Raw genomic sequence first — 21,629 nt, 5'->3', positions numbered from 1 at the left:
ATTATTCTCCTCCCTTAACTGCGGCGACATCGGCAGCTTGCACCAACTCACCGGTATTATTACCCCACGCATTGCGCTCGTAAGTAATAACCGCCGCCAATTCGCTATTGGTTAATTGCTTACCATAAGCTTGCATGGCGGTACCGGCTTTACCGTTCACGACAATTTGAATATGTGCGGGAATATCGGTTGTTGCCATCACACTACCTTTGAGTGCGGGAATGACACCGGGTAAACCTTCACCGGAAATTTGATGACAAGCGGCACAATGGGTTTCATAGGTTTTTTGCCCTTGTGCCATTAGCTCATCCATTGTCATATTTCCGCGCGCTGCCTCTGCAGCCTTTTCTTGTGCCTGACGCTCCAACTCCTGCGCCACCCACAGATCAAAATCCTCCGGGCTGCGCACATCAACAACAACGGGCATAAACGCGTGGTCTTTTCCGCACAACTCTGCACACTGCCCGCGATAAATGCCTGGCTTATCCACCTTGGTCCATGTCTCGTTGATAAACCCGGGGTTGGCATCTTTTTTCACGGCAAATGCAGGCACCCACCAGGAGTGAATTACGTCATCCGCAGTAACCAGAAAACGAATTTTTTTGCCGGTTGGCAACACCAAGGGCTTATCCACATCGCGCAGATAAAGATCGGTTTTTTCGGCTTGATTATTAATAGCGTCGCGCGGTGTCGCGAGCAGGGAATAAAACTCTATAGGGTAATCGAGATATTTGTAGTGCCATTTCCATTGTGAGCCGGTGATCAATACGGTGATATCAGCTTCGGAGGTATCCTCCATAGCGATTAATGTTTTGCTCGCCGGGATCGCCATAGCCACCAAAATTACTACCGGTATGGCGGTCCAAATAATTTCGATTTTTAAGCTGCCGTGGAATTGCGCGGGAGTGGCGCCCTTGGCTTTGCGATGATGCAAAATGGACCAAAACATCAACCCAAACACTATGGCTGCGATGGCACAACAAATATAAAAAATGATCATGTGCAAATCGTAAACCTGACCACTGATGTCGGTAACACCGCGTGTCATGTTGTATTTTGCATCCTCTGCCAACAGAGGGTTAATGCAAGCCAATAAAAAAATGGCCAAGGCATAGCGAGCAGAGTGCATGTAAAAATAGCGCAGACTGGATAAACAATATTTCACTGCACAACTCCTTGATCCCATGGGTTATCGTTTTTATTACAGGCGACTAAGAAATAATGTTTGAGCAATAGCGTCCAGCTTATAAATGCCGGAAATACTGGTTTCGCAGACGGGCCACGAACAATAGCTATTACTTTTTCAGGCGTTGAGTTTCGACTCAACAGAGGAATCAGGTGTTCTTATCCCAAAACAGGCGCGACCTGACAACAGAAAAGCCAACTGGCAAAAACGGGGGCAGAGACTGACGGAAGCGACTGCTAACCGAAGGCTCTAACGACACAGCCAGAACACAGGACATACCAGAACTAACAACCGGACACCTTAATTCCACGACCACGCGGGCAAACCTAACTCTAAGCTGAAAAAATGCTGAGAACAAAACACTACCCGACGGATTAACTATAAACCCATCGACTTAAAACGCAAGGGTAAAGATAAAAACAAAAAATGCATTTAAAAAATGTATTTATATAACAAAAAAGCCAGTTCAAAACTGAACTGGCTTTTGGTGTAACAGACGACTAAGAAAGCGAATGCTACTAGCAACCCTCACTAAAAGAGAACACTAGAAACGAATGGTTCCGCCGACCATTAAACTATTCTCGACTTCACCATCCACATAGCTGAGCTCCAGGCTAGCCTTGTCGGTGAAGAAATTACGCGCACGCACAAAGTAATCCGTCTCTGCGCCACTCACCGAAGTGTAAGAGGTATTAACAAATCCGGTGCCGATACTCAGGTTGCGATCTATGTAATAATCTGCAGCCATAGTGATAGTATCGTCAGTGAAACCCAGTTTGGATTTTTCGTAACTGGCCTCTACATTTAATGCCTGCTCACCCGAAAGCGGTAATACATACTTACCGTTAATATTCCACTCTTCCGACACATCAACATCTTCAACAAATTCAGACCACACCAATAAACCGGTGACAGGCGCGACACCCGCTTTTATAAACCAATTTGATTCCCAATCAGATGATTGACCTACAACAGCGGGCACTTTGGATTTAAATTCTTGTACTCCGGCACCAAGGAAAAACAGAGAATTAGGGATGTAAAAATCAACACCAATTAAACGCCCATAAAAATCAGCTTTTTGACCTGCAAACTTAACTTCTTCAGTAGCAAGCTGAGCATACACATTGCTTGATTTTTCGATAAATGCTGCTTCGGCAAGCGGATGATTAGAAGTATCTACCGGGGCAAAATAATATTTTCCTTCGATCCCAATAACACGACCGTCTGCATCTGAATCCTCATAATCAACATCGTCATATGCAGCAGACAATTCACTTTGATAGGTTGCAGCAAGTGCAAAGGGGGCGCTTAAAAAACCAGCAGCAGCGATAATAGCGGGAAGCAATTTAATTTTCATAATCTATCCTCGAAGAATTACAACGGCATCTGCATTGATGCACGGTTTCATACTAGCGATAGAAAATTGAATCAAAACTGAATGGAACAACTTTTTACAGAGCGGGATAAATTCATATATTTTTTATAACGGACAAAAAATATACATCTACGCCAAGCAATTACAGGAAAATAATACTTCATCTTCCAAGCGCAAAGCCGTTAACTCCCCGCCCCACACACAGCCGGTATCCAAGGCGTAAATATTTTTGGTATTTGCTTGCCCTTCAAGCGCAGCCCAATGTCCAAAAATAATTTTATGGTTGCGCATTTTACGCCCGGAGAGAGAAAACCAGGGGGCAAAACCGGTTGGCGCTGCATCGGCACTTTCTTTAGTTTCCAACTCAAGCTCACCTTGTGCAGAGCAAAAGCGCATACGGGTAAAATAGTTGGTAATGACACGTAACCGTTCGGCGCCTTGCAGCTCATCACTCCAGCGCGCCGGGGAGTTACCATACATATTTTCCAGAAGCAGTTCAGGCGAATTACTCTGTAACACGGTTTCCACTTCGCTGGCGCGCGCCAGCGCATCGTCCAATGACCATTGCGGTGGTATACCTGCGTGAACCATGGTGAAATTTAATTGTGCATCGTGATGCACTAACTTTTGTTGGCGCAACCAATAAATTAAATCGGCGCGATCAGGTGCGAGCAACAGCGGTTCGAGCGTATCGTTTTTACCTGCTTTCCGCAGGCCGTAGTAGACCGCAATAAAATGTAAATCGTGATTACCCAATACCAACGTAATGGAGTCGCGCAATTTGTATAACAAACGCAATGTCGCCAGTGAGTCTGGCCCGCGATTAATTACATCACCAGCAAGCCACAATTTATCTTTAGCGGGATTAAAATTAATCTTTTTTAACAGACATTGCAGCGGTTCAAGGCAACCTTGAATATCGCCAATTGCATAGGTAGCCATAAATTTATTTATCAGTGAATCGCATGGGGAGGCACAAGGGCAAAAGCGGGAATGTCAGCATCGAACAGCGAGCCGTCTTCAGCGCGCATTTGATAACTCCCCTGCATAATACCCGTTTCGGTTTCAAGAATAACACCACTGGTGTAAGTATAGCTGTCACCGGGTTTAATATGCGGCTGCTCCCCCACCACACCTATGCCTTGCACTTCTTGCCGCTTGTCATTTGCATCAGTAATTAGCCAATGGCGGCTAATTAACTGCGCAGGCACATCACCTTGATTGGCGATGGTGATGGTATAAGCGTAGACGTAACGATGCGCCAAGGGCTCCGACTGGGCATTAATATAAGTTGTTTTTACTGATACCTGGATCGCACACATTTTATTTATCACCACTGCTGATGACCGCAGAATTTAACGAAAGCTCGCCCAATAAATTGCTCATCGCCACATATTCGGGCAAGCTGATTTCCTCTGGACGCAGGCCAAGATCAACCGGTAGCGACTCCATTTGCTCAGCGCTTAATAATTGTTTAAGCGAATTGCGCAAAGTTTTACGGCGCTGCTGGAATGCGACGTTCACCAATGTTTCCAAACTTTTTATATTGTTTGCAACATAGGGTAATTGTGCATAAGGAGTAAGGCGCACGATCGCCGAATCCACTTTTGGCGCTGGGTCAAACGAGGTAGGCGGCACATCAAATAAATCTTCTACCGCACAATAATATTGCACCATAATTCCCAAACGGCCATAGGCGCCATCGCCCGGTTGTGCGGCCATCCGTTTTACGACTTCTTTTTGCAGCATAAAGTGCATGTCTTGCACTTTATTGGCGTAAGTCAGCAGGTGAAAAATTAATGGCGTGGAAATGTTATAGGGCAAGTTGCCCACAATGCGCAGAGGCTGTTCGTTTTTAATTAACTGATTAAAATCAAACTGCAGCGCATCGGCCTGAAACAATTGAAAGTTGGGATGATGTTCAAACTTTACTTTTAACCAGGGAACCAAATCGCGATCCAGTTCAATCACACTGAGATTGTCGCAGCTATCAGCAAGCAATTGGGTAATCGCGCCTTTACCTGGACCGATTTCGACAATTTGATCTGTTTTTTGCGGGTGCACTGAACGAACTATGTCGCGAATAATACCGTGATCAATCAAAAAGTTTTGACCAAAACGTTTGCGCGCTTTGTGTTGGGATTCCTGAATAACATTTTTGCTCATGAAATTTGTTCCAATAAATTAGCGCGTGTTTTTGCTTGTACCATTGCCATGGCGTAAGCCAACGCGGTGCGCAAGCTGCCTAAATCAGCTTTGCCGGTGCCGGCCAGATCCAACGCGGTGCCGTGATCGACTGAGGTGCGAATGATCGGCAGGCCGAGCGTGACATTCACCGCCTGACCAAAACCTTTATATTTTAATACGGGCAACCCTTGATCGTGATACATGGCGAGCACCGCGTCGGCCTTGTCCAAATATTTGGGCGTAAATAAAGTGTCGGCGGGCAGCGGGCCAATCAGGCTCATGCCGCGCGCGCGCAGTTGCTCCAGCACCGGTTCAATCACCTCAATTTCTTCGCGCCCCAAATGACCGCCCTCCCCCGCATGGGGGTTTAAACCGCAAACCAAAATGCGCGGCTGCGCTATGCCAAATTGCAACTGTAAATCGCGCTGCAGAATTTCCGTCACCTGTGTGAGTTCATCACGGGTAATTGCAGCAGCAACATCTTTGAGCGGCAAATGGGTTGTTGCCAGTGCCACACGCAACCCCTCAGTTGCCAACATCATGACGACTTTCGCGGTATGGGTTTTATCGGCGAGATATTCAGTGTGACCACTAAATGGAATACCCGCATCATTGATCACACTTTTTTGCACCGGGCCGGTTACCAGTGCGGCAAAATCCCCTGCGAGACAACCGTTAATCGCCGCATCCAGTGTTTGTAAAATATAGGGCGCATTGCACACCTTCAGCTTGCCGGGCTCAGCGGGCTCCGCCAGAGCGATTGGCAATACTGCCAGCTCCCCGGCAACACTTGGACGTGGGGCATCCTGCAGATCGATAATACGCAACCGCAGCGGCATACCTAATTGAGCCGCACGCGCTTGCAGCAGCTGGGGATCGGCAATAGCTACAATTTCATAATCCTGCGGTTCCTGCGCGAGAGCGATTACCAAATCCGGGCCTATGCCCGCCGGTTCACCGGGAGTAAGTGCGATACGAAAACAGCTGGTCATAAATATCAGTGCCTGAAGAAGTCGGGTGAAAAATAATGCACAACAAAAAATGATTGCTCAAAAAGCACAGCGGCCAAAAACAAAATTGCAGTGTGCAATCCCATTTTTAGCCGCGCTTATTGCCGATGCACCGCTCAGGCGGCGCACTCGCTTAGAGCTTGATTTCGACGTAAGCCTCTTCGCGAATTTGGGTCAACCAAAGCTGGAACTCTTCATCAAAACGACGCGCACGCAAAACGTTTGCAGCCTGGTTGCGCTTCATCTTATCGCTCATATCTTCTTTGCGGCGCTCCAATACTTGCAGTATGTGCCAACCAAATTGACTCTTGAAGGGGCGGCTGATGCCGTTGATTGGCGTATTTTTCATAGCCTCTTCAAACTCTGCTACAAACATCCCGGGCATGGACCATCCGAGATCCCCACCACTTAACATCGAACCTGTGTCTTCTGAGTTTTCCCGTGCAAGCACAGCAAAGTCTTCGCCTTTTTCAATACGCGCTTTCAAGTCCAACAATTTCTGGCGCGCCTGGGCGTCATCCATAATTTCAGAGGTTTTAACCAGAATGTGGCGCGCATGGGTCTGCTCAACCAACTGCTCGCCACCACCACGCTGCTCAATATTTTTCAGGATATGAAAACCTGCACCACTGCGGAATGGTTTGGACACCTGCCCTTCAGCCAAACCAAGCATTTGATTGCCAAACAACTCCGGCAACTGCGCGAGTTTGCGCCAACCGATATCACCACCTTGCAAGGCGGCCTGATCATTGGAGAAACTGATTGCCATTTGTGCAAAGTCACTGCCATTCAACAGTTTCTGGTAGATATCGTTAGCTTGTTTTTCCGCTTCCGCAATCGCTTCGGCATCGGCGCTGCTCGATACCGCAATCAAAATGTGGCCTATATGATAGTCGGGCGAGGTGGCATATTTCCCATCACTGGAGGCCAGGAAGTTATTGATATCCTGCTCGGTGATTTTAATGCGGCTATTAACAACACCCTGCTGCAAATTATTGATGGTCAACTCATTGCGCATCTGCTTGCGCAAACCATCCAGATTCAAACCCTGACGCTGTAAATCGGCCTCCAGTTGCGCCAATGTGATCTGGTTTTTTTGCAGCACACGGCCAATCGCCTGATCGATTTCAGATTCTTCAATGGTGATCTCATAGCGCTCGGCCATGCCTAGCTCAATGCGCTCAATAATCAACTGCTCCAGAATTTGTTTATTGAGCACATCTTCCGGCGGTAGCTGTTGATACTGGCCACGCAGCCGCTCCATGATTGACACTTTGCGGGCATTCAATTCACTTTCCAGCACAACATCTTTATCGACAATTGCTACCACACGATCCAGTGATACGGCACCGTTTTGTGCCATGCCGAGCTGGCTGCCAATCAATAAGAGGCCACCCAGTACTACTTTCCAGCCCAGAGGGTTTTGACGCTTACTCATAATTCAATCACTGTTTTATTGTAAAGATGCTTCACGCTCGCCGTAGCCGTACATGGCATTGTCGAGCAGGTTACTAATACGCTGACTCAAGGTGCCAAAACCACGCAACTGCACTTCAAAGAAGATGCCGCGGTCATAGTCATTGCTCTTGAGGTTTTCCATAAAGTTTTCGCTGAAATCAAAATCCACCCACTGGCGCGCCAGAATGCGAACCCGATAACAACAATCGGTATATTCGAGCCCGGCAAAGGTGTCGAGTTCCGCATTGTACGTAAAATCGTAATTGGTACGGGCAATAACCGCCCATTGGTTGCTGACCGGCCAGAGAGTGGTGACATCCAATTGATTGCGGGTTTTACCAATAGATGAGCTGGTATCGAGTGGGCTCAGGGATACTGGATCGCGATTGTAACGATAGCCAAGGTTAAAAATCCGATAGCGATCATCCATGTAATGCAAACTGCTGCTGAGCGCACTGAGTTTTTCACTTTGATGATCGTAGAGCACATCATTGGTCAAACGAAAGTGATCGCCAAGCTGCGCGCTTAGCTCACCCGCAATAGCAGAGCTGGTGCGGGTATTCGCATAGTCATCCGGTTTATCGAGTATTCCCACGCGGCGATCATCAAAATAGGTGATTTGACCAACACTCATACGCAGCCGCTCTACCCCGGTAGTAGATTCTACAAAACGACTGGTCACCCCCAGCGTAAGGTGATTTGCATCATCAATACGATCACCACCGGAGAAGCGAGTGTCGCGAAACAGCTGGTTGTAGGTAAACACTATATCCGAGGTATCGAAGTTCACGTAACTCGTATCAGAGGTCAAACGATAAAGCGAAGACTGGTCTTCGTAGTCGCGGTAGAGATAGTAGGCACGAGGTTCAAGCGTTTGGGTAAAGTCTTCTGCAAAGAGATTGGTGTCGCGCTCAAAAAACAACCCCATATCGAGGGAGCCTTGAGGGGCGGCAAATTGCTGCTCAGTCTCGGCATCAGCGCGCATATTGCCGGCGTCCAGGTGATAGGCCAGCGTTTTCACTCCTGCGCCAGGCTTGATATAACCGGCAGTGTATTTTTTATCCCAATGAAGACTGTAGTTGGTACGCAGACGCTCACCGACAATCAAATCCCCTAGCTTCGACGCATTGGCAGGATCATCACTGAAATAACGGTTCATTGAGAAGTTAACATACTCGTTCTCCAACCCAACAACCCAGTCGTCAAAGCGGTAGTTACCATCCGCCGACAAGCGCGGCAGCTCGCGATAGGGCAACTGACGATCAGTCAGGAGCCGGAATTCCTCGATTTTGCCGTCCAAGCGCCAATTATCGGTACGATAACCTGCGGCAGCACTCTGGCGAATGTAGGCCTGGCGATTGAGATCGACTGATCCCCGATCGACATCGCGCAGGTAATCTGTGTCACTCACTTCAGTGTAATCAACGAGCGTTGACCAGCGCTGATTGCGCCCGCCGGTCTGAACCAGGCTGTATTGCCAGCGATCCTTTCCTTTGTAAGGGTAGGCTTGCGCCTCACTGATTTCACCCGCCTCAATTTGATCCTGTAAGCGCTCGCTGAATCCACCACGATCATTGCCCAGGGAGCTGCCGCTCAATTCAGTATCAAAATACACCGACTTGTGACGGAATTCGCTCAACAGCATGTAGCCGTGATCTGCCAGGTAACGAGGCGTAAATGTGGCGTCGTAATTGGGGGCAATATTCCAATAAAAAGGGGCAGAGAACTCATCAATCCCATCACTGGTATCAAAGCCGACAGACGGAAACAGAAACCCGGTAAGACGATCTGGACCAATCGGGAAGCGAAAATACGGGGCGTAGGCAATGGGAATATCTTTGACTTTCAATCGCATATGGCGTGCAGTGCCATAATGCTTATCGTTGTGCAGGGTGATATTGGACCCTTCAATCAACCAAGTATTGTCGCCCGGCTCACAACTGGTGAAGGTTCCCTGATCCAGGCTGATAATTTTATCGCCAAACTTCTCCAAGCTTTCAGCTCGCCCACGCACTCGCGTTTCATACATTACAAAACGCGCATTATCGAGACGGGCATTGCCGCTTTGCGTATCGACATAAGCGCTATCCGCACGCAACAGCAAACCCGGTTCGCGCACCTGAATGTTGCCATCCAGCTCGGCCTCCCGACTCACCTTGTCAAAGGTAAATGTATCGGCATAAAAAGAGCGACGCCCTTGAGTCAGGCGAACATTATCGCGCATGATAAATTTGGTCTGCTTTTCGGATTCAGAATAATCCGCCGTACCAAAAATACTGGCCTTCTCAGGATCAAGCTCTGACTCTGCATCATCGCGTGCGGGAGCTATATAAGAGCCACAGCAGGCAGCAGGGATCAGTGCTCGCTGCTCCGCCGTCAACTCTTCCAGCGGCACCCAATCCAATTCGCGCAACTGCTGATTGGGGTCTGGCTTTACAGCTGCTGCATCAACAACTGCCACCTCATCCTGTGCATAGGCTAAAGGCGCCAAGGACAGGAGAGCACCAGCACACTGCGCCGCCACAAGGAGTGCCAAGCGGGAGCGGGAGAAGGGACTGTGCAATTTCTGTGTGGGGTAATTCTGGGTTGGAGCCATTAACCGCGGTCTCATATACGTGACACTGCTTTCTGTCACCTAAAAAATTGCAGCGATTCTACTGTAAAGCCGCTGTACAGGGAATGAATTGGGGGAAATCACCCGAGTGGGGTAGAATTCAGTCAATTCCAAGCCCCCCGAGGGAGAGGCTCGCTCACATTTATCCAATGCGGATACTACATGTCATCACACAATATAAAGACTGACTCGCCACAGACAGCCAATTTGCAACAAGATTCCCGCACCCGTGCGCTGGCACAGTGGGTAGCTGAACAAATTGCAGACAACAATACCTCCGTCGAACTGCGCAGCCTCGGTAGCGATGCAGGATTTCGTCGCTACTTTCGTTTCAATCAAGGCCCAAACCTTCTTGCCGTGGACGCCCCGCCCACCACGGAAGACAGCAATCAGTTTATCGCCATAGCAATGTTTATTGCCCATCAAACTGTACGCAGCCCGCGCATTATTGCTGCCGATACAAACCAAGGTTTTTTGCTGGTGGAAGATTTTGGCGATCAACTGCTCTTCAAGATTGTTGATTCCCAAAATGCAGATGGACTCTACCAACTGGCAATGCAAAACCTGCTCAAATTGCAACAAAGCACTGATGATCCCTTACTGATTCCACGCTATGACCGGGCCCTGTTGCGGCGCGAACTGGAGATTTTCAGCGAGTGGTTTGTCGGCCAACTGCTGGATTACTCACTGACACCCGAAGAGCTCGCACTGCTGGATAACACGTTTAACCAACTGGAAGCTATCGCCCTTAACCAACCGCAGAGCTTTGTGCACCGCGATTACCACTCGCGCAACCTGATCCTCTGCAACGATGGCGAATTGGGTGTAATAGATTTCCAAGGCGCACTCTGGGGTGGCATTACCTACGATCTGGTGTCGCTCTTGCGCGATTGTTATCTGCGCTGGCCAACACACAAAGTAACAACCTGGGCACTGGATTATCGCCAACAAGCGATTGCCCGTGGACTCATCAATCAACACATTAGCGAAGCGGAATTTATGCGCTGGCTTGACTGGCTAGGCCTGCAGCGTCACATCAAGGTACTGGGTATATTTGCGCGACTGAATCTGCGCGACGGCAAAGCTGGCTATTTACAGGATCTACCACTAGTCATTCGCTACACCTTGGAGGTAGCTGAAGCCTATACTGAACTCCGCCCTTTTGCCGATTGGTTTAAAACCACACTTTTGCCCATTGCAACCACTCAAGACTGGTATCGCGACTACCAAACTGCAGGAGACCGCACATGAAAGCCATGATTCTTGCGGCAGGCCTTGGCAATCGTATGCGCCCACTCACCGACCACACCCCCAAACCGCTCCTGCGGGCAGGCGGAAAACCGCTGATCGAATATCACCTACTCAACCTGCAACGCGCAGGTATTCGCGAGGTCATCATCAACCTCGCCTATCTGGGCGACAAAATCCGCCATCACCTGGGGGATGGCAGTGGATTTGGCCTGAACATTCACTACTCAGCCGAACCCGAACCACTGGAAACCGGCGGCGCCATAGTGCACGCCAGTCAGCTATTGGGTAGGGAACCTTTTCTACTGGTCAACGGTGATGTGTGGTGTGATATTGAATTGAGCGATTTTGTCGGGCGCGCCCTCGCGCGCAACGACAATAAAGGCCACCTGCTATTAGTGCCCAACCCGGATTTTCATCCGCATGGTGACTTTGCGCTCGCCGATAAGGGCAAGCTGCTTGATGACCCGGAAAAAAACGCGCCGCATCGCTTTACGTTTGGTGGTATAAGCCTGCTTCACCCTTCGCTCATCGATGACTACCCGCTCAAGCGGCAGAAATTCCCTCTGGTTGAAGTATTTCGTCACGCGATAAACGCAGGGCAATTGACTGGCGAAGTGTACAATGGTCACTGGAGCGACGTAGGAACCCCCGAGCGGCTCAACACCCTTGATGACTACTTGCACCACCAACGCACCACAATAGGCGCAGGAGTTTGAACAAAAAACCATATGTTTGGTTGACAAACCGACCGAACACGGCATAATGTCGCGTCCTTGAATTTAGACCCTTTTTCGATAGTTTTATCCAGAATTTATATATAGGAGCACTAAGGTGGCAAACTCACCCCAAGCCAAAAAACGCGCGCGTCAAAATGAAAAAGCTCGCAAGCACAACGCAAGCATGCGCTCTATGGGGCGTACTTACCTCAAGAAAGTGCTGAGCGCTATCCAAACTGGTGATAAAGAAGCAGCTACCGCCGCTTATGTATCAGCAGTTGCCGTGATCGACCGTATCGCCGATAAAGGTCTGATCCACAAAAACAAAGCTGCTCGTCATAAGAGCCGCTTGAATGCAAAAATCAAAGCATTGGCTGCTGCCTAATTAATTGTTTTGACTTAATGCATAAAAAAACCGGCTAAGGCCGGTTTTTTTATGCCCGCCGTTTGCTCAAACGCTTCTCGTATTGCACACAAAGCACCCGACTGACTCTATACACTGCAATAAAAACAGATTATCTTCGGCAGCAACTTTTCACCGGAACAAGAGTCCGGCGCCACACGAACGGACTTATGGGGCAATAACTGATTACAGCCGGTCATCCCAAAAAAAGATGTACCACTGACAACAGCCTTGCCACCAAAGTGCACATACTAATAATGGAGATAACCTATGCTGCCACGCGAACACTATCTGAAACAAACCTTTCAGGATGCAGTGAATTTCCCCGAAGGATTTGAAAAGGGCGGATTATCTGACATTCAAGCGCGCCTGGTGCGCAAACACGGCGCACTTATCAATGCGATAACCCAGGAAGAGGTGTCCGACCCCACCACCGACGATCTGCATATCCTCAAAGTTGTTGCCAATCAAAGCGTCCCCAAAAGCCCCATTGAACAAGCCTGGATCAAATACCTTTCAATTGTTAAAGCCCGTCAAGCTGCAGCACCAGCAAAAGTCAGCAAACCCAAAGCCCCCAAAACCAAAGCAGCAGAACCTGCCGCCGCAGAAACAGCAGCAAAAACCGTAAAGAAAACTAAAAAAACCGAAGCAAGTTGACAGCGCCGGTGTGTTACTAAAGAATTCACCTACCGAAGGGGAGTAGTTCCCGCTGTGGATGTCGTCATCACGAGCCAGTAGCTCCGGCGCCACAGGCAGTTGCATAGCAACTGTGAACGAGACCTTTGTCGTAATGACAAAGGTTTCGCGTGCCCGGTCGTTACGTATTTAACTTACGCGCAAACACCGGAGAATCAGAACATGTATTGCCCAAACCCAAGTTGCAGTGAATCCCCTGATCGCCCTCACCTGCTTATTGCTGATCGCAACGGCATTGAAATTGATTATTGCCCGAAGTGTCGCGGCGTTTGGTTAGATCGCGGCGAGCTGGACAAACTGATTGAACGCGCGCAGGCCGATGCAGCACCCGCACCACAAGCGGCACCGCAACGTGAGCAGTATCGGGAACCGGAACGCGACTACCGCCCCCAAGAGCGGCGCGACGATCGCCAGCATATTGACCATCGCCCACACTATGGCGCCCACCATAAAAATTCTGGGTATGACAGTTACGGCAAGCCGCGGAAAAAATCCATTTTGAGTGAGATTTTTGATTTTTAAACCAATGAACAATCCAAAATTACCATTAATAAAAAAAGGCGTGTGAGAAACACGCCTTTTTTGTTTTTTACAACCAGATTAATTTTGCACTAAACCATCGGCACGACGACATTCAATAAATAAACCTGACCCACCTGAATATTCCGCACGCAATTATCGGCCAACAACTCACCATTGCAGCTCAGCAGAATTTTGTCGGTTGCACCGCGTGCAATCGCCACATGGAAAGTCGCACCGCGAAATTGACGCACCGCTTTGACCTGACTCCAGACGGACGGCAACTGCGGCGCAACACGCAAGCCTTCATCGCAACCTTGTAAACCGAATACGCCTTCTACCAGACAGCGGTAAACCCAGGACACAGTGCCGGTATTAAATAATTGCGATGATCGCCCTGCCGTGCGTGGATACTGATGATAAGCGCCACGATAATAATTCGGGATATACACCGGCAACTGACCGCGCTGGAGATAATCTGCCTCGCTTGGGCCGGGAATCATTTGGCGCAGCAATTTATAAGCGCGATCCCGCTCCCCGATGCCAAACAAACTGAAAATATAAAACACCGCCGCATGATTATAAACAGAACCATTTTCGGCTGAGCCGGGGTGTTTTTGGGTCACACGCCCGACATCATCGCGCATGGCGGTATAAGCGGGTGCAAGCATGGCAACACCGTAAGGTGTCTCCAATTGTTGCTCTACGGCGGCGATCATTTTTTCACGCTGCTCCGCACTTGCCGCACCACCTAAAATCGCCCAGCTTTGTGGATTCAAAAAGATGCGCCCCTCCTGATCCTTGCTAACACCAAACACCACATCATCATCGGTAATACCGCGTCCAAACCAATTGCCATCCCACAGGTATTTATTCACGGCCACATTAATTTCCTGCGCACCCGCACGAAACTCCTGCTGCAAATTTTCCTCCGCAAGTTTTGCGCAAACATCCGCCCACAAATTCAATGCGTAAGCGGTGGCAACCGAAAGCCAGCCGGAAACGCCCTTGCCTTTGTAACCCACCATATTCATGGGGTCGCACCAATCACCCTGGGCGATAAAACTTAAACCGCGCTGATCTCGCGCCTGTAATAACCAGCGCATTGCATTGCTAATCCGCTCAAATACCGACAAGGTTTTGCCGTCATGACCTGCGACCATTTCCCGCAAAAGCGCATAGTCATTAGTTTCATCAAGGTAGGTTTTTAAACATACCGGCAGCCATACGCAGTGATCTGTATGGGGAATTTGGTTGATATATTTCAACTCAGCCTCCGCACTCAACAAAATGCCATCGGGCATTGCGCCCGACACTTCTTGCTGACTCAGCGCATGCAAAAATGCCGCGCGCGCAACCTGCGGTTTAATAAAGGTCATGCCCATATTATCTTGCAAGTAATTACGCGTTTGCGGATCGGTCGTTAACCGATTGACATCGCCGTGATAAAAAACCTGCCGCGGCAGCCAGTGGTTTACAAAATTATCCAATTCGGTATCGGGAGTTTCGATCTGCAAGCAACCACTACCTTTTTGGATATAGTCAGCGTAATTCGCCTGTGCCTGCGCAAAACCGTCGGCACTTAAATATTTTTCGCGCAACTGCTGTATTTCCGCATCATCAAATGCGGGGCCAAACATAAACCGGTATTGCTGTTGGGCTGATTCAGCCAATTCCAAACGATATTGCAGTACCGCCGCTGGCGTTTCATAGCGCGCATCGCCGCCACGCAATAAATCTTCCTGCAGCGCAGAGGGATTGTGCAAGCCGCCCTCGCCTTCAAAAGTTTCTTGTTTAGCCTCCCAGGCGACGGGGGCTCGATCGTGCAAGAAAAACGTTTTGTCTTTGAAAAATTTATTTTTAAAATGATCCGCGACTTTTTGATAAGGCGTTACGCAGGTGGCGACAATACCGCCCAAGTCTGCACGATACTCGGCCGACTGATTCATCCACGACATATAACCCACCGGGAAATAGGGATAAACACTAATGCGGCGTGCACGCTTAGAGCGATTAGTGATTTTTACATCCCAGAGTTCAACTACATCTGCCACAGGCAGTGACAAACCGAGTTCAACTTCAATACCCAACGCTTGCACAGTCCAGCGCAAATCACTTTTACCCACTGAAAATACAAAATTTTCGTAAAGTGCGCGCACCGGTTCATAAGGCGCAGAAAAAATCTCACCGGTCTCTTCATCTTTGATATAAAAAAAACGGCCGGGGTGATGGGCGTAATAGGGTTGCTCTGGCTGCATAAATGTTTTTGCTTCCAGATTTGGTGCGTAGGCATATTTCGCGGGCTCTGGCTGCATAAATTGGGCAACCGCATAACCGCGACAGGTAACCTGAATCATCATGCGCTGATTCCACAAAAAACCGGCAGCGCGTGGCAGCGAGGTGGGGGAATACAATTCATAGCGCTGCCCCTGCTGGGCGGGCTGCAATAATGGTTTGGACATAACACACTCCGGCAAAATAACGGACAAAAAAGCGGGCAAAAAAAATGCCGCAATCCGGTACTAAACCAGTGCGGCACAAGGGAGAATAATCAGGGAGTCGGCACTTCGCGGTTTTTCAAATCGGACTGAATTTGCGCGAGCATGGCGTTGGTTAAAGGATAAAAACTAATAACCGCTACCGCGATCAATGCAATTACACCGGGGATAACTGTTTGCAATAATGCAATACCGGTTTGCGAAGCGTCAGACTGCGCTTCTTTAGCAACATAGCCTATGCCCGCCAACACCCACAACATTACCGCCGAGCCCAATGCACCACCCAATTTTTGTGCAAAAGTGGCAGCAGAAAATGTCATGCCTGTTGCGCGGCGCCCGGTTTTCCATTCGGTGTAATCTGCAGAATCCGCGTACATTGACCAGGCTAGCGGCGACTTGGGGCCAAGCGCCAAACTGATCAAAATATTCAGCACAAAAATAACCGACACATACTCTGCCGGAACAAAATACATAGCGATCGAAAGCACGCCCACAATCGCCATCAGCAGCATTAATAATTTGGTTTTATCAACGTATTTAGTGAGCAGCGGCGTGATGGCAGCGCCCACACCAAGCGCCAAACCTTGTACAAATAAATAATCAGAAATTAATTCCGGGCGTAGCAAATAATATTTTAGATAGTAGTAACTCGATCCGCCGCGCAGGGTGATAGTCATCATAATCACAATGGCTAACCCGATTAAAATCAACCAGGGGCGATTGTCGAGCAGATCTTTAATATCCCCCCAAGGTGAGGTTTTTTGTTGCGGCGGTGGCGCAATGCGCTCGCGGGTGGAAAAAAAAGTAATTGCAAATGCGGTACCCGCAATCAGGCCATAGAGCGCCATGGTGAGCTGCCACCCTAAAGATTCATCGCCCGCCCCCAAATAATCCACCAGCGGTAAGGTAAATTTATTCACCAATGTTGTGCCCGCAAACGCGGCGATAAAACGAAAACTGATCAGGGTATTGCGCTCTTGCGGGTGCGCTGTCATCACCCCTGAAAGCGATGAGTAGGGCGTACTCAAAATGGTGTAACACAACATCATCAACGAGTAAGTGATGTAGGCATAAATAATTTTCCCACTATCACTTAATTCCGGCGTACTAAAAGTGATGACCGCAGCGCCCGCCATGGGTGCACCGGCAAAAATTAAATAGGGGCGAAATTTTCCCCAACGGGTTTTGGTGCGATCCGCCACCGCGCCCATAATCGGATCGGTAATCGCATCGATAATTTTGGTCACTAAAAACATGGTGCCAGCCGCCGCAGCGGGAATGCCAAATACATCGGTGTAGAACACAGCTAAAAACGAGGCGATACTGGCCCAATACAAATTAAAACCCAAATCGCCCAGCGCAAAGCCCATTTTTTCGCGCAGCGAAAGCCGCGCCAAGCGATCATTTGTTGAAGTAGTCATAGGCTGTCCCGGTTTTGATTATTGTTGAAAATTAGGCTTGGCGATTAGTAGAGTCGCGCTGTTTGATGGCGTAACCCATATCAATTTGTTTGTGCTCCGGCGGCTGCTTGTTGAGTGATTGAATAATCAATTCGGCAGCCTTAATACCCATTTCGTAACGGCCCACCGCCACACTGGTGAGCGAGGGGTTAACATACGCCGCGGCCTCAATATCGTTAAAGCCACAAATCGCCAATTGTTTGGGCACCGCAATATTCATGCGCTGGGCCTCAAATAATGCCCCCAGTGCCAAGTCATCGTTCGCGCAAAACACGGCATCAATACGGCCTTCGTTGGCTGCCATCAAACTCTTGAACAAGGCACCACCCAAGGCGATGGAGGAGGGTTCGGGCGAGGTAGCGATCAGGCTGGCCTCAAATAGATCCTGCTGGCTAAGCGCCTGGGTGTAACCGCGAATACGCTGCTGCACCCGTGAATCCATACGCGCACCAATAAAACCAATGCGCTTGCAGCCTTTGGCCAGCAAATGTGCGACCACATCAGTACCCGCCAAGAAGTGGGAAAAACCGATATTCATATCTATGGGGTTAGGTAACAGCTCCATGATTTGCACCAGCGGGATACGCGATTTACGCAGCAACTGGTCGCAGGCGGGCGTTTGGTCGCCACCGGTAATGATTAGCCCTTCGGGCGATTGGCTGAGCAGAGTGCGCACCATTTTTTCTTCTTCGAGGGGCGAGTAATGGGTGTCGACCAACAAGACCTTATAACCCGCCGCCCCCATCACCTTATAAATACCGCGCAATACATCAGTAAAGACCACGTTGCTGAGCGAGGGAATGGCGACGCCAATCACGCCCGAGCGCGAAGAGGCAAGCGAGCTGGCATGCTGATTGGGGATATAACCCAGCTCATCGATAGCCTTCTGCACCTTGAGCCGGGCGGACTCAGACACTTTATCCGGCTGATTGATAACCCGTGACACAGTGATGGGGCTGACCGCTGCAGCAAGCGCCACATCGACCAGAGTAATTTTGCCGTCAGAACCGCCTTTTCTCGATTTTTTCATGGTTTTTAGTGCTTTTTGGCAGGATGTAGTGGTTGGTTATTGATTATTTTTTTATACCCTACCACGATCAAAATGATTGCGCTATCATTCGATGGCTAATTAGGCGCCAAGCCGCTAGTATCCCAGCCTTATCAACACCCATCCCAGGAAGATCGCGATGCAATCTCACCGCCAAGCGCAACCCAGCAACCCTGACGCCCAGACCTGCCTGATTATTGTGATGGGTGTTTCTGGCAGTGGTAAATCCACCCTCGCCCAAGCGCTGGCAGCTCACTATGGCTACGCGTATTTGGACGGTGACGACTTTCACAGCCAGGAGGCGCGCGACCGCATGGCCCAGGGCTTACCGCTGGACGATGCGATGCGCCTACCCTGGGTAATGCGCATGCGCGATTACTTCAGCGCCGCCGCCAACGAAGGCAAACATGCCACCCTCGCCTTCTCCGGCTTAAAACGCGCGCATCGCGAGGAATTGCGCAACGCGGGCCGCAAAACCCTGTTTTTGTTTCTGCACAGCGATATCAGTACCATCCAGCAGCGGGTCGATAATCGCGCCGGGCACTTTATGGCACCGAGCCTGGTCAGCAGCCAATTCGATAGCTTGGAGCGCCCGGTTGATGAAACAGATGTGGTGGATATTGATGTGCGTGCGCCGTTCAATGAAGTACTGCAGCAGGCCATTGCGATTATTGATCAGCAGCTGCTCGGTGCAACGCAAATCCAGCACGCCTGAAATCGCAAATGACTGCTTGCATTCGCGAGCACGCGGTAGAGAATAGGAACTTCAGCACCTTGTCTTAATCAAAGTTCTTGATTGATACAACAATCCCGTTCACTTAGATGGAGCAACCTATGCCAGCCGTAAAAATACCTTCAATCAGCGCCCTGCTTGTTATTGCCCTGTCGCTCTCTGCTTGCGCAGGCAAAACCCAGTATCGCACTGCATGCGCCAGCGAGGTGGATGCGGCCTGGAGTGAACTGTCGATCGCCAAAGCAGAAGGTTTTAGTGGCACGGTCAGCTACGGCAAAGCCTTAGGGTTAATTACCAGTGCACGAACCATGCAAACCGTGGAAAATTTTGACAACTGCTATCGCCACGCCAAAGACGCACGTTTTTATATTCGCGAATCGCGCAAGGGCCAATAAAGCCCTTGCCCGAAACATCGGCGCGCATTAACTATTCTGTAGGCAAATTTAATGCGCGACGAATTTTTTCCCAACTTACATATTTAAAGTTTTGCGGTGCTTCCGGCATCACCTTGTGGCCGTCTTGCACTACCAACATACCCTCTGGAAATGCAGCGCCAAAATCAATACTGCTCACTTCCAAGCCATCGGTTTCAGAAACACCATCAATATTTTTAGTGGCATCCAGTGCGATGCGCAGAATGCCGCGCAAGGCGTAAGGTGCGACTGCATCCAAAATCACAAAACTGTTATTGCCCTGACTGGAGATCACCAAAAAGGATTGGTTTTTGCCCTGATAAACACCGACACCTTCAATATCCGCGACCAGAATTTCACCGGCACCAAGTACTTTCTCCAAACGAGTTCCGCTAGCGGGTTCAGCACCAATAGTCCAGAGCGCAACGTCCTCCTCACCTACAAATAAACGTTGGTTTTTATCGTCGGCGACACAGCCCTCAGGTTGGCTCTCTACAGAAAAACGGCGCTTGACTTGCCCCTGCCACTGCACAACATTTTTATCTGCAGCACTCACTGCGGCGCTCAATTGGATTTGTTGGAACTCACCACTTTTATCGTTGGGAATCGCATAGAGTGCACCTTCAGGTTGCGCTGCACTGGCAGGCGCTTGATACATACAAAAACCATAGATTTCTTTCATGTCGGTCGCAACACTGCCAGAAAAGGCTAATTTACCGCTGCGTGGATCAATAGTGTAAATGGACAAACTATTATCATCGCGGTTAGTCGCCACCGCTAGGTCAACTACTTTTTTGCCTAGGCGCACACCGTAACGAACATCGACATTATTGAGTTTGCCCGTATTAAAATGCTGCACCTCACGGCCCTGCAAGTCGTAAACAAATAAACCCTGTTGTTTATTGGTGCCGAGTATCAAACTTTTTTGCGGACGCTTTTTATTGACCCAAATCGCAGGGTCATCTGCCGCATCGCCAAAACGCAGCATCGACTCGGTTTGCACATCAGCAGTAACGGTCACAATCGGATGTGCGGGTGATTGTTGAGCTGTCGGATTCCACGGCAATTGCAGTAAATGGTTACCGGTTTTTTCATCGTTTACGATTAACGCCAGGCTTTTTTGCTCAGCCACATACGCAGCCTTCACCACTTCCGGTTCATCGGTTTGCGGTAAGTCGATTTGTTGCTGCTGCGTAAATTTACCCTGTTGCACGGAATAAACCGCGAGCTGTTTTTCCTCAGCAATCGCCGCGACTAAACCTTGAGGCATAACCACCAGCGATTCCACACTGCCCGGCAATTTTCCAAACGGCTGCTGCATATCCACCGCAATACGACCGGGTGATGACTCCTCACTCGCACCCTGCGCCCAAATACCCACGCCTTCTTCGGCGATAAATAATAAATCCTGTGCATCATCTACGGCGCAGGCTTTGCTATTCGGCGCAATCGGTACTCGGCGCAACAGTTTTGCATCCGGCTTCCCATTGGCATCAATAACTAACCAATGCTCGGCAGTGCCGCGCTCATCCAATAAATACAGCGACAAATTATCGCCCGCCGCGCGACTCAAACAAATATTTTCAATTTTAAACGCGGGGGTAGGCACTCGCAGCAATTCACTCAGCTCACCTGTCGCAGGGTTTAATGCAACCAAACCCGGCTGTTGTTCCGGTAAAAATACGGTAGCGGCGATAAGACCAGGTATGGATTTGCCTTGCGTTTGCACAGTCACCGGGTAGCGCCAATCCAATAACTCAGCGGCTTGATCTAACTGCGCTAATGATTCACCACTTGCCGCACGCCAATGAATTTGGTTGTTATCACCCAGAGTTAAATACGTTGCTTGCTGATTTTTTTGCAGCGGGAGCGGCGCAACCAGGTCTGCATTCAACTTGGCAGTAAGCAATTTATTGCCTGGTGAAATCGCCATCACAGAGAATGAACAAACCCCAAGAACAACCGCCAGGATTTGCGGAAAATATTTTTTATTCATAGCTTTACTCTCAAATTAAAAGTGACAGCTGTGATTATTATAAAAAATCGACTAATCACAACCATC

19 protein-coding genes are annotated in these 21,629 nt (G+C 49.3%); 7 read left to right on the top strand and 12 right to left on the bottom strand.

All coding sequences use genetic code 11. The features are described 5' to 3' along the window. Position 1: 1 nt before the first annotated feature. The 8 genes from coxB to D0B88_RS07160 all read right to left on the bottom strand — a co-directional run bounded on the left by coxB (position 2) and on the right by D0B88_RS07160 (position 9,812). On the bottom strand, positions 2-1,165 hold the full coding sequence (gene coxB, locus D0B88_RS07195; RefSeq protein WP_225318576.1) for a cytochrome c oxidase subunit II: 1,164 nt from the start codon (positions 1,163-1,165) through the stop codon (positions 2-4). Between the two features lie 565 nt (positions 1,166-1,730). Then, on the bottom strand, positions 1,731-2,543 hold the full coding sequence (locus D0B88_RS07190; RefSeq protein WP_151056194.1) for a putative porin: 813 nt from the start codon (positions 2,541-2,543) through the stop codon (positions 1,731-1,733). Between the two features lie 147 nt (positions 2,544-2,690). Beyond that, positions 2,691-3,503 carry a symmetrical bis(5'-nucleosyl)-tetraphosphatase gene (locus D0B88_RS07185; protein WP_151056192.1) on the bottom strand — a complete coding sequence of 271 codons (813 nt, stop codon included), beginning with the start codon at positions 3,501-3,503 and terminating at the stop codon, positions 2,691-2,693. An 11-nt stretch (positions 3,504-3,514) separates the two neighbouring features. Further along, a complete protein-coding gene (gene apaG, locus D0B88_RS07180) occupies positions 3,515-3,883 on the bottom strand; it encodes a Co2+/Mg2+ efflux protein ApaG (protein WP_007644917.1) in 369 nt (122 codons plus the stop codon). Position 3,884: 1 nt separating this feature from the next. Further along, on the bottom strand, positions 3,885-4,727 hold the full coding sequence (gene rsmA / locus D0B88_RS07175; RefSeq protein WP_151056190.1) for a 16S rRNA (adenine(1518)-N(6)/adenine(1519)-N(6))-dimethyltransferase RsmA: 843 nt from the start codon (positions 4,725-4,727) through the stop codon (positions 3,885-3,887). After that, positions 4,724-5,740: a 4-hydroxythreonine-4-phosphate dehydrogenase PdxA gene (gene pdxA, locus D0B88_RS07170; RefSeq protein WP_151056189.1), complete on the bottom strand. Its 1,017-nt coding sequence runs from the start codon at positions 5,738-5,740 to the stop codon at positions 4,724-4,726. Before pdxA ends, rsmA begins: the two co-directional genes overlap by 4 nt. Before the next feature lie 151 nt (positions 5,741-5,891). Then, positions 5,892-7,196: a peptidylprolyl isomerase gene (locus D0B88_RS07165; RefSeq protein ID WP_151056187.1), complete on the bottom strand. Its 1,305-nt coding sequence runs from the start codon at positions 7,194-7,196 to the stop codon at positions 5,892-5,894. 15 nt (positions 7,197-7,211) lie between these two features. Beyond that, positions 7,212-9,812 carry an LPS-assembly protein LptD gene (locus D0B88_RS07160; protein WP_225318575.1) on the bottom strand — a complete coding sequence of 867 codons (2,601 nt, stop codon included), beginning with the start codon at positions 9,810-9,812 and terminating at the stop codon, positions 7,212-7,214. 180 nt (positions 9,813-9,992) lie between these two features. On the opposite strand from D0B88_RS07160, the gene D0B88_RS07155 reads away from it, so the two are divergent. The 5 genes from D0B88_RS07155 (at position 9,993) to D0B88_RS07135 (ending at position 13,418) form a co-directional block, all read left to right on the top strand. Then, positions 9,993-11,081 carry an aminoglycoside phosphotransferase family protein gene (locus D0B88_RS07155; RefSeq protein WP_151056185.1) on the top strand — a complete coding sequence of 363 codons (1,089 nt, stop codon included), beginning with the start codon at positions 9,993-9,995 and terminating at the stop codon, positions 11,079-11,081. Next, positions 11,078-11,797 carry an N-acetylmuramate alpha-1-phosphate uridylyltransferase MurU gene (gene murU, locus D0B88_RS07150; protein WP_151056183.1) on the top strand — a complete coding sequence of 240 codons (720 nt, stop codon included), beginning with the start codon at positions 11,078-11,080 and terminating at the stop codon, positions 11,795-11,797. Before D0B88_RS07155 ends, murU begins: the two co-directional genes overlap by 4 nt. 115 nt (positions 11,798-11,912) lie before the next feature. Then, positions 11,913-12,182 carry a 30S ribosomal protein S20 gene (rpsT, locus tag D0B88_RS07145; RefSeq protein WP_007644930.1) on the top strand — a complete coding sequence of 90 codons (270 nt, stop codon included), beginning with the start codon at positions 11,913-11,915 and terminating at the stop codon, positions 12,180-12,182. 288 nt (positions 12,183-12,470) lie between these two features. Next, positions 12,471-12,857 carry a DUF413 domain-containing protein gene (gene maoP, locus D0B88_RS07140; protein WP_007644932.1) on the top strand — a complete coding sequence of 129 codons (387 nt, stop codon included), beginning with the start codon at positions 12,471-12,473 and terminating at the stop codon, positions 12,855-12,857. A 201-nt stretch (positions 12,858-13,058) separates the two neighbouring features. Beyond that, the gene (locus tag D0B88_RS07135; RefSeq protein WP_151056181.1) at positions 13,059-13,418 is read left to right on the top strand and encodes a zf-TFIIB domain-containing protein; all 360 of its coding nucleotides are present in this window, start codon (positions 13,059-13,061) and stop codon (positions 13,416-13,418) included. An 89-nt stretch (positions 13,419-13,507) separates the two neighbouring features. On the opposite strand, the gene D0B88_RS07130 is transcribed toward D0B88_RS07135, so the two are convergent. The 3 genes from D0B88_RS07130 to D0B88_RS07120 form a co-directional block, all read right to left on the bottom strand. Then, the gene (locus tag D0B88_RS07130) at positions 13,508-15,877 is read right to left on the bottom strand and encodes a GH36-type glycosyl hydrolase domain-containing protein (RefSeq protein ID WP_151056179.1); all 2,370 of its coding nucleotides are present in this window, start codon (positions 15,875-15,877) and stop codon (positions 13,508-13,510) included. 89 nt (positions 15,878-15,966) lie between these two features. Next, entirely contained in the window at positions 15,967-17,334 is a 1,368-nt protein-coding gene (locus D0B88_RS07125; protein ID WP_007644945.1) for a glycoside-pentoside-hexuronide (GPH):cation symporter, read from the bottom strand. Between the two features lie 31 nt (positions 17,335-17,365). Beyond that, a complete protein-coding gene (locus tag D0B88_RS07120; RefSeq protein ID WP_151056177.1) occupies positions 17,366-18,403 on the bottom strand; it encodes a LacI family DNA-binding transcriptional regulator in 1,038 nt (345 codons plus the stop codon). Positions 18,404-18,560: 157 nt separating this feature from the next. Here D0B88_RS07120 and D0B88_RS07115 point away from each other — a divergent pair, with 157 nt between their 5' ends. After that, positions 18,561-19,136 (top strand): gluconokinase, encoded by a 576-nt coding sequence (locus D0B88_RS07115; protein ID WP_007644948.1) that lies wholly within the window; start codon positions 18,561-18,563, stop codon positions 19,134-19,136. 119 nt (positions 19,137-19,255) lie between these two features. Further along, the gene (locus D0B88_RS07110) at positions 19,256-19,549 is read left to right on the top strand and encodes a hypothetical protein (protein ID WP_225318574.1); all 294 of its coding nucleotides are present in this window, start codon (positions 19,256-19,258) and stop codon (positions 19,547-19,549) included. A gap of 31 nt (positions 19,550-19,580) precedes the next feature. Here the strand turns inward: D0B88_RS07110 and D0B88_RS07105 are convergent, their stop codons facing one another. Beyond that, positions 19,581-21,563 (bottom strand): phytase, encoded by a 1,983-nt coding sequence (locus D0B88_RS07105; protein WP_151056173.1) that lies wholly within the window; start codon positions 21,561-21,563, stop codon positions 19,581-19,583. Positions 21,564-21,629: the final 66 nt, after the last annotated feature.

This window comes from Cellvibrio sp. KY-YJ-3, from assembly GCF_008806955.1.
Lineage (GTDB): Bacteria > Pseudomonadota > Gammaproteobacteria > Pseudomonadales > Cellvibrionaceae > Cellvibrio.
The sequence above is the reverse complement of the archived record's forward strand: the minus strand, read 5'-3'. Positions and strand labels throughout refer to the sequence as shown.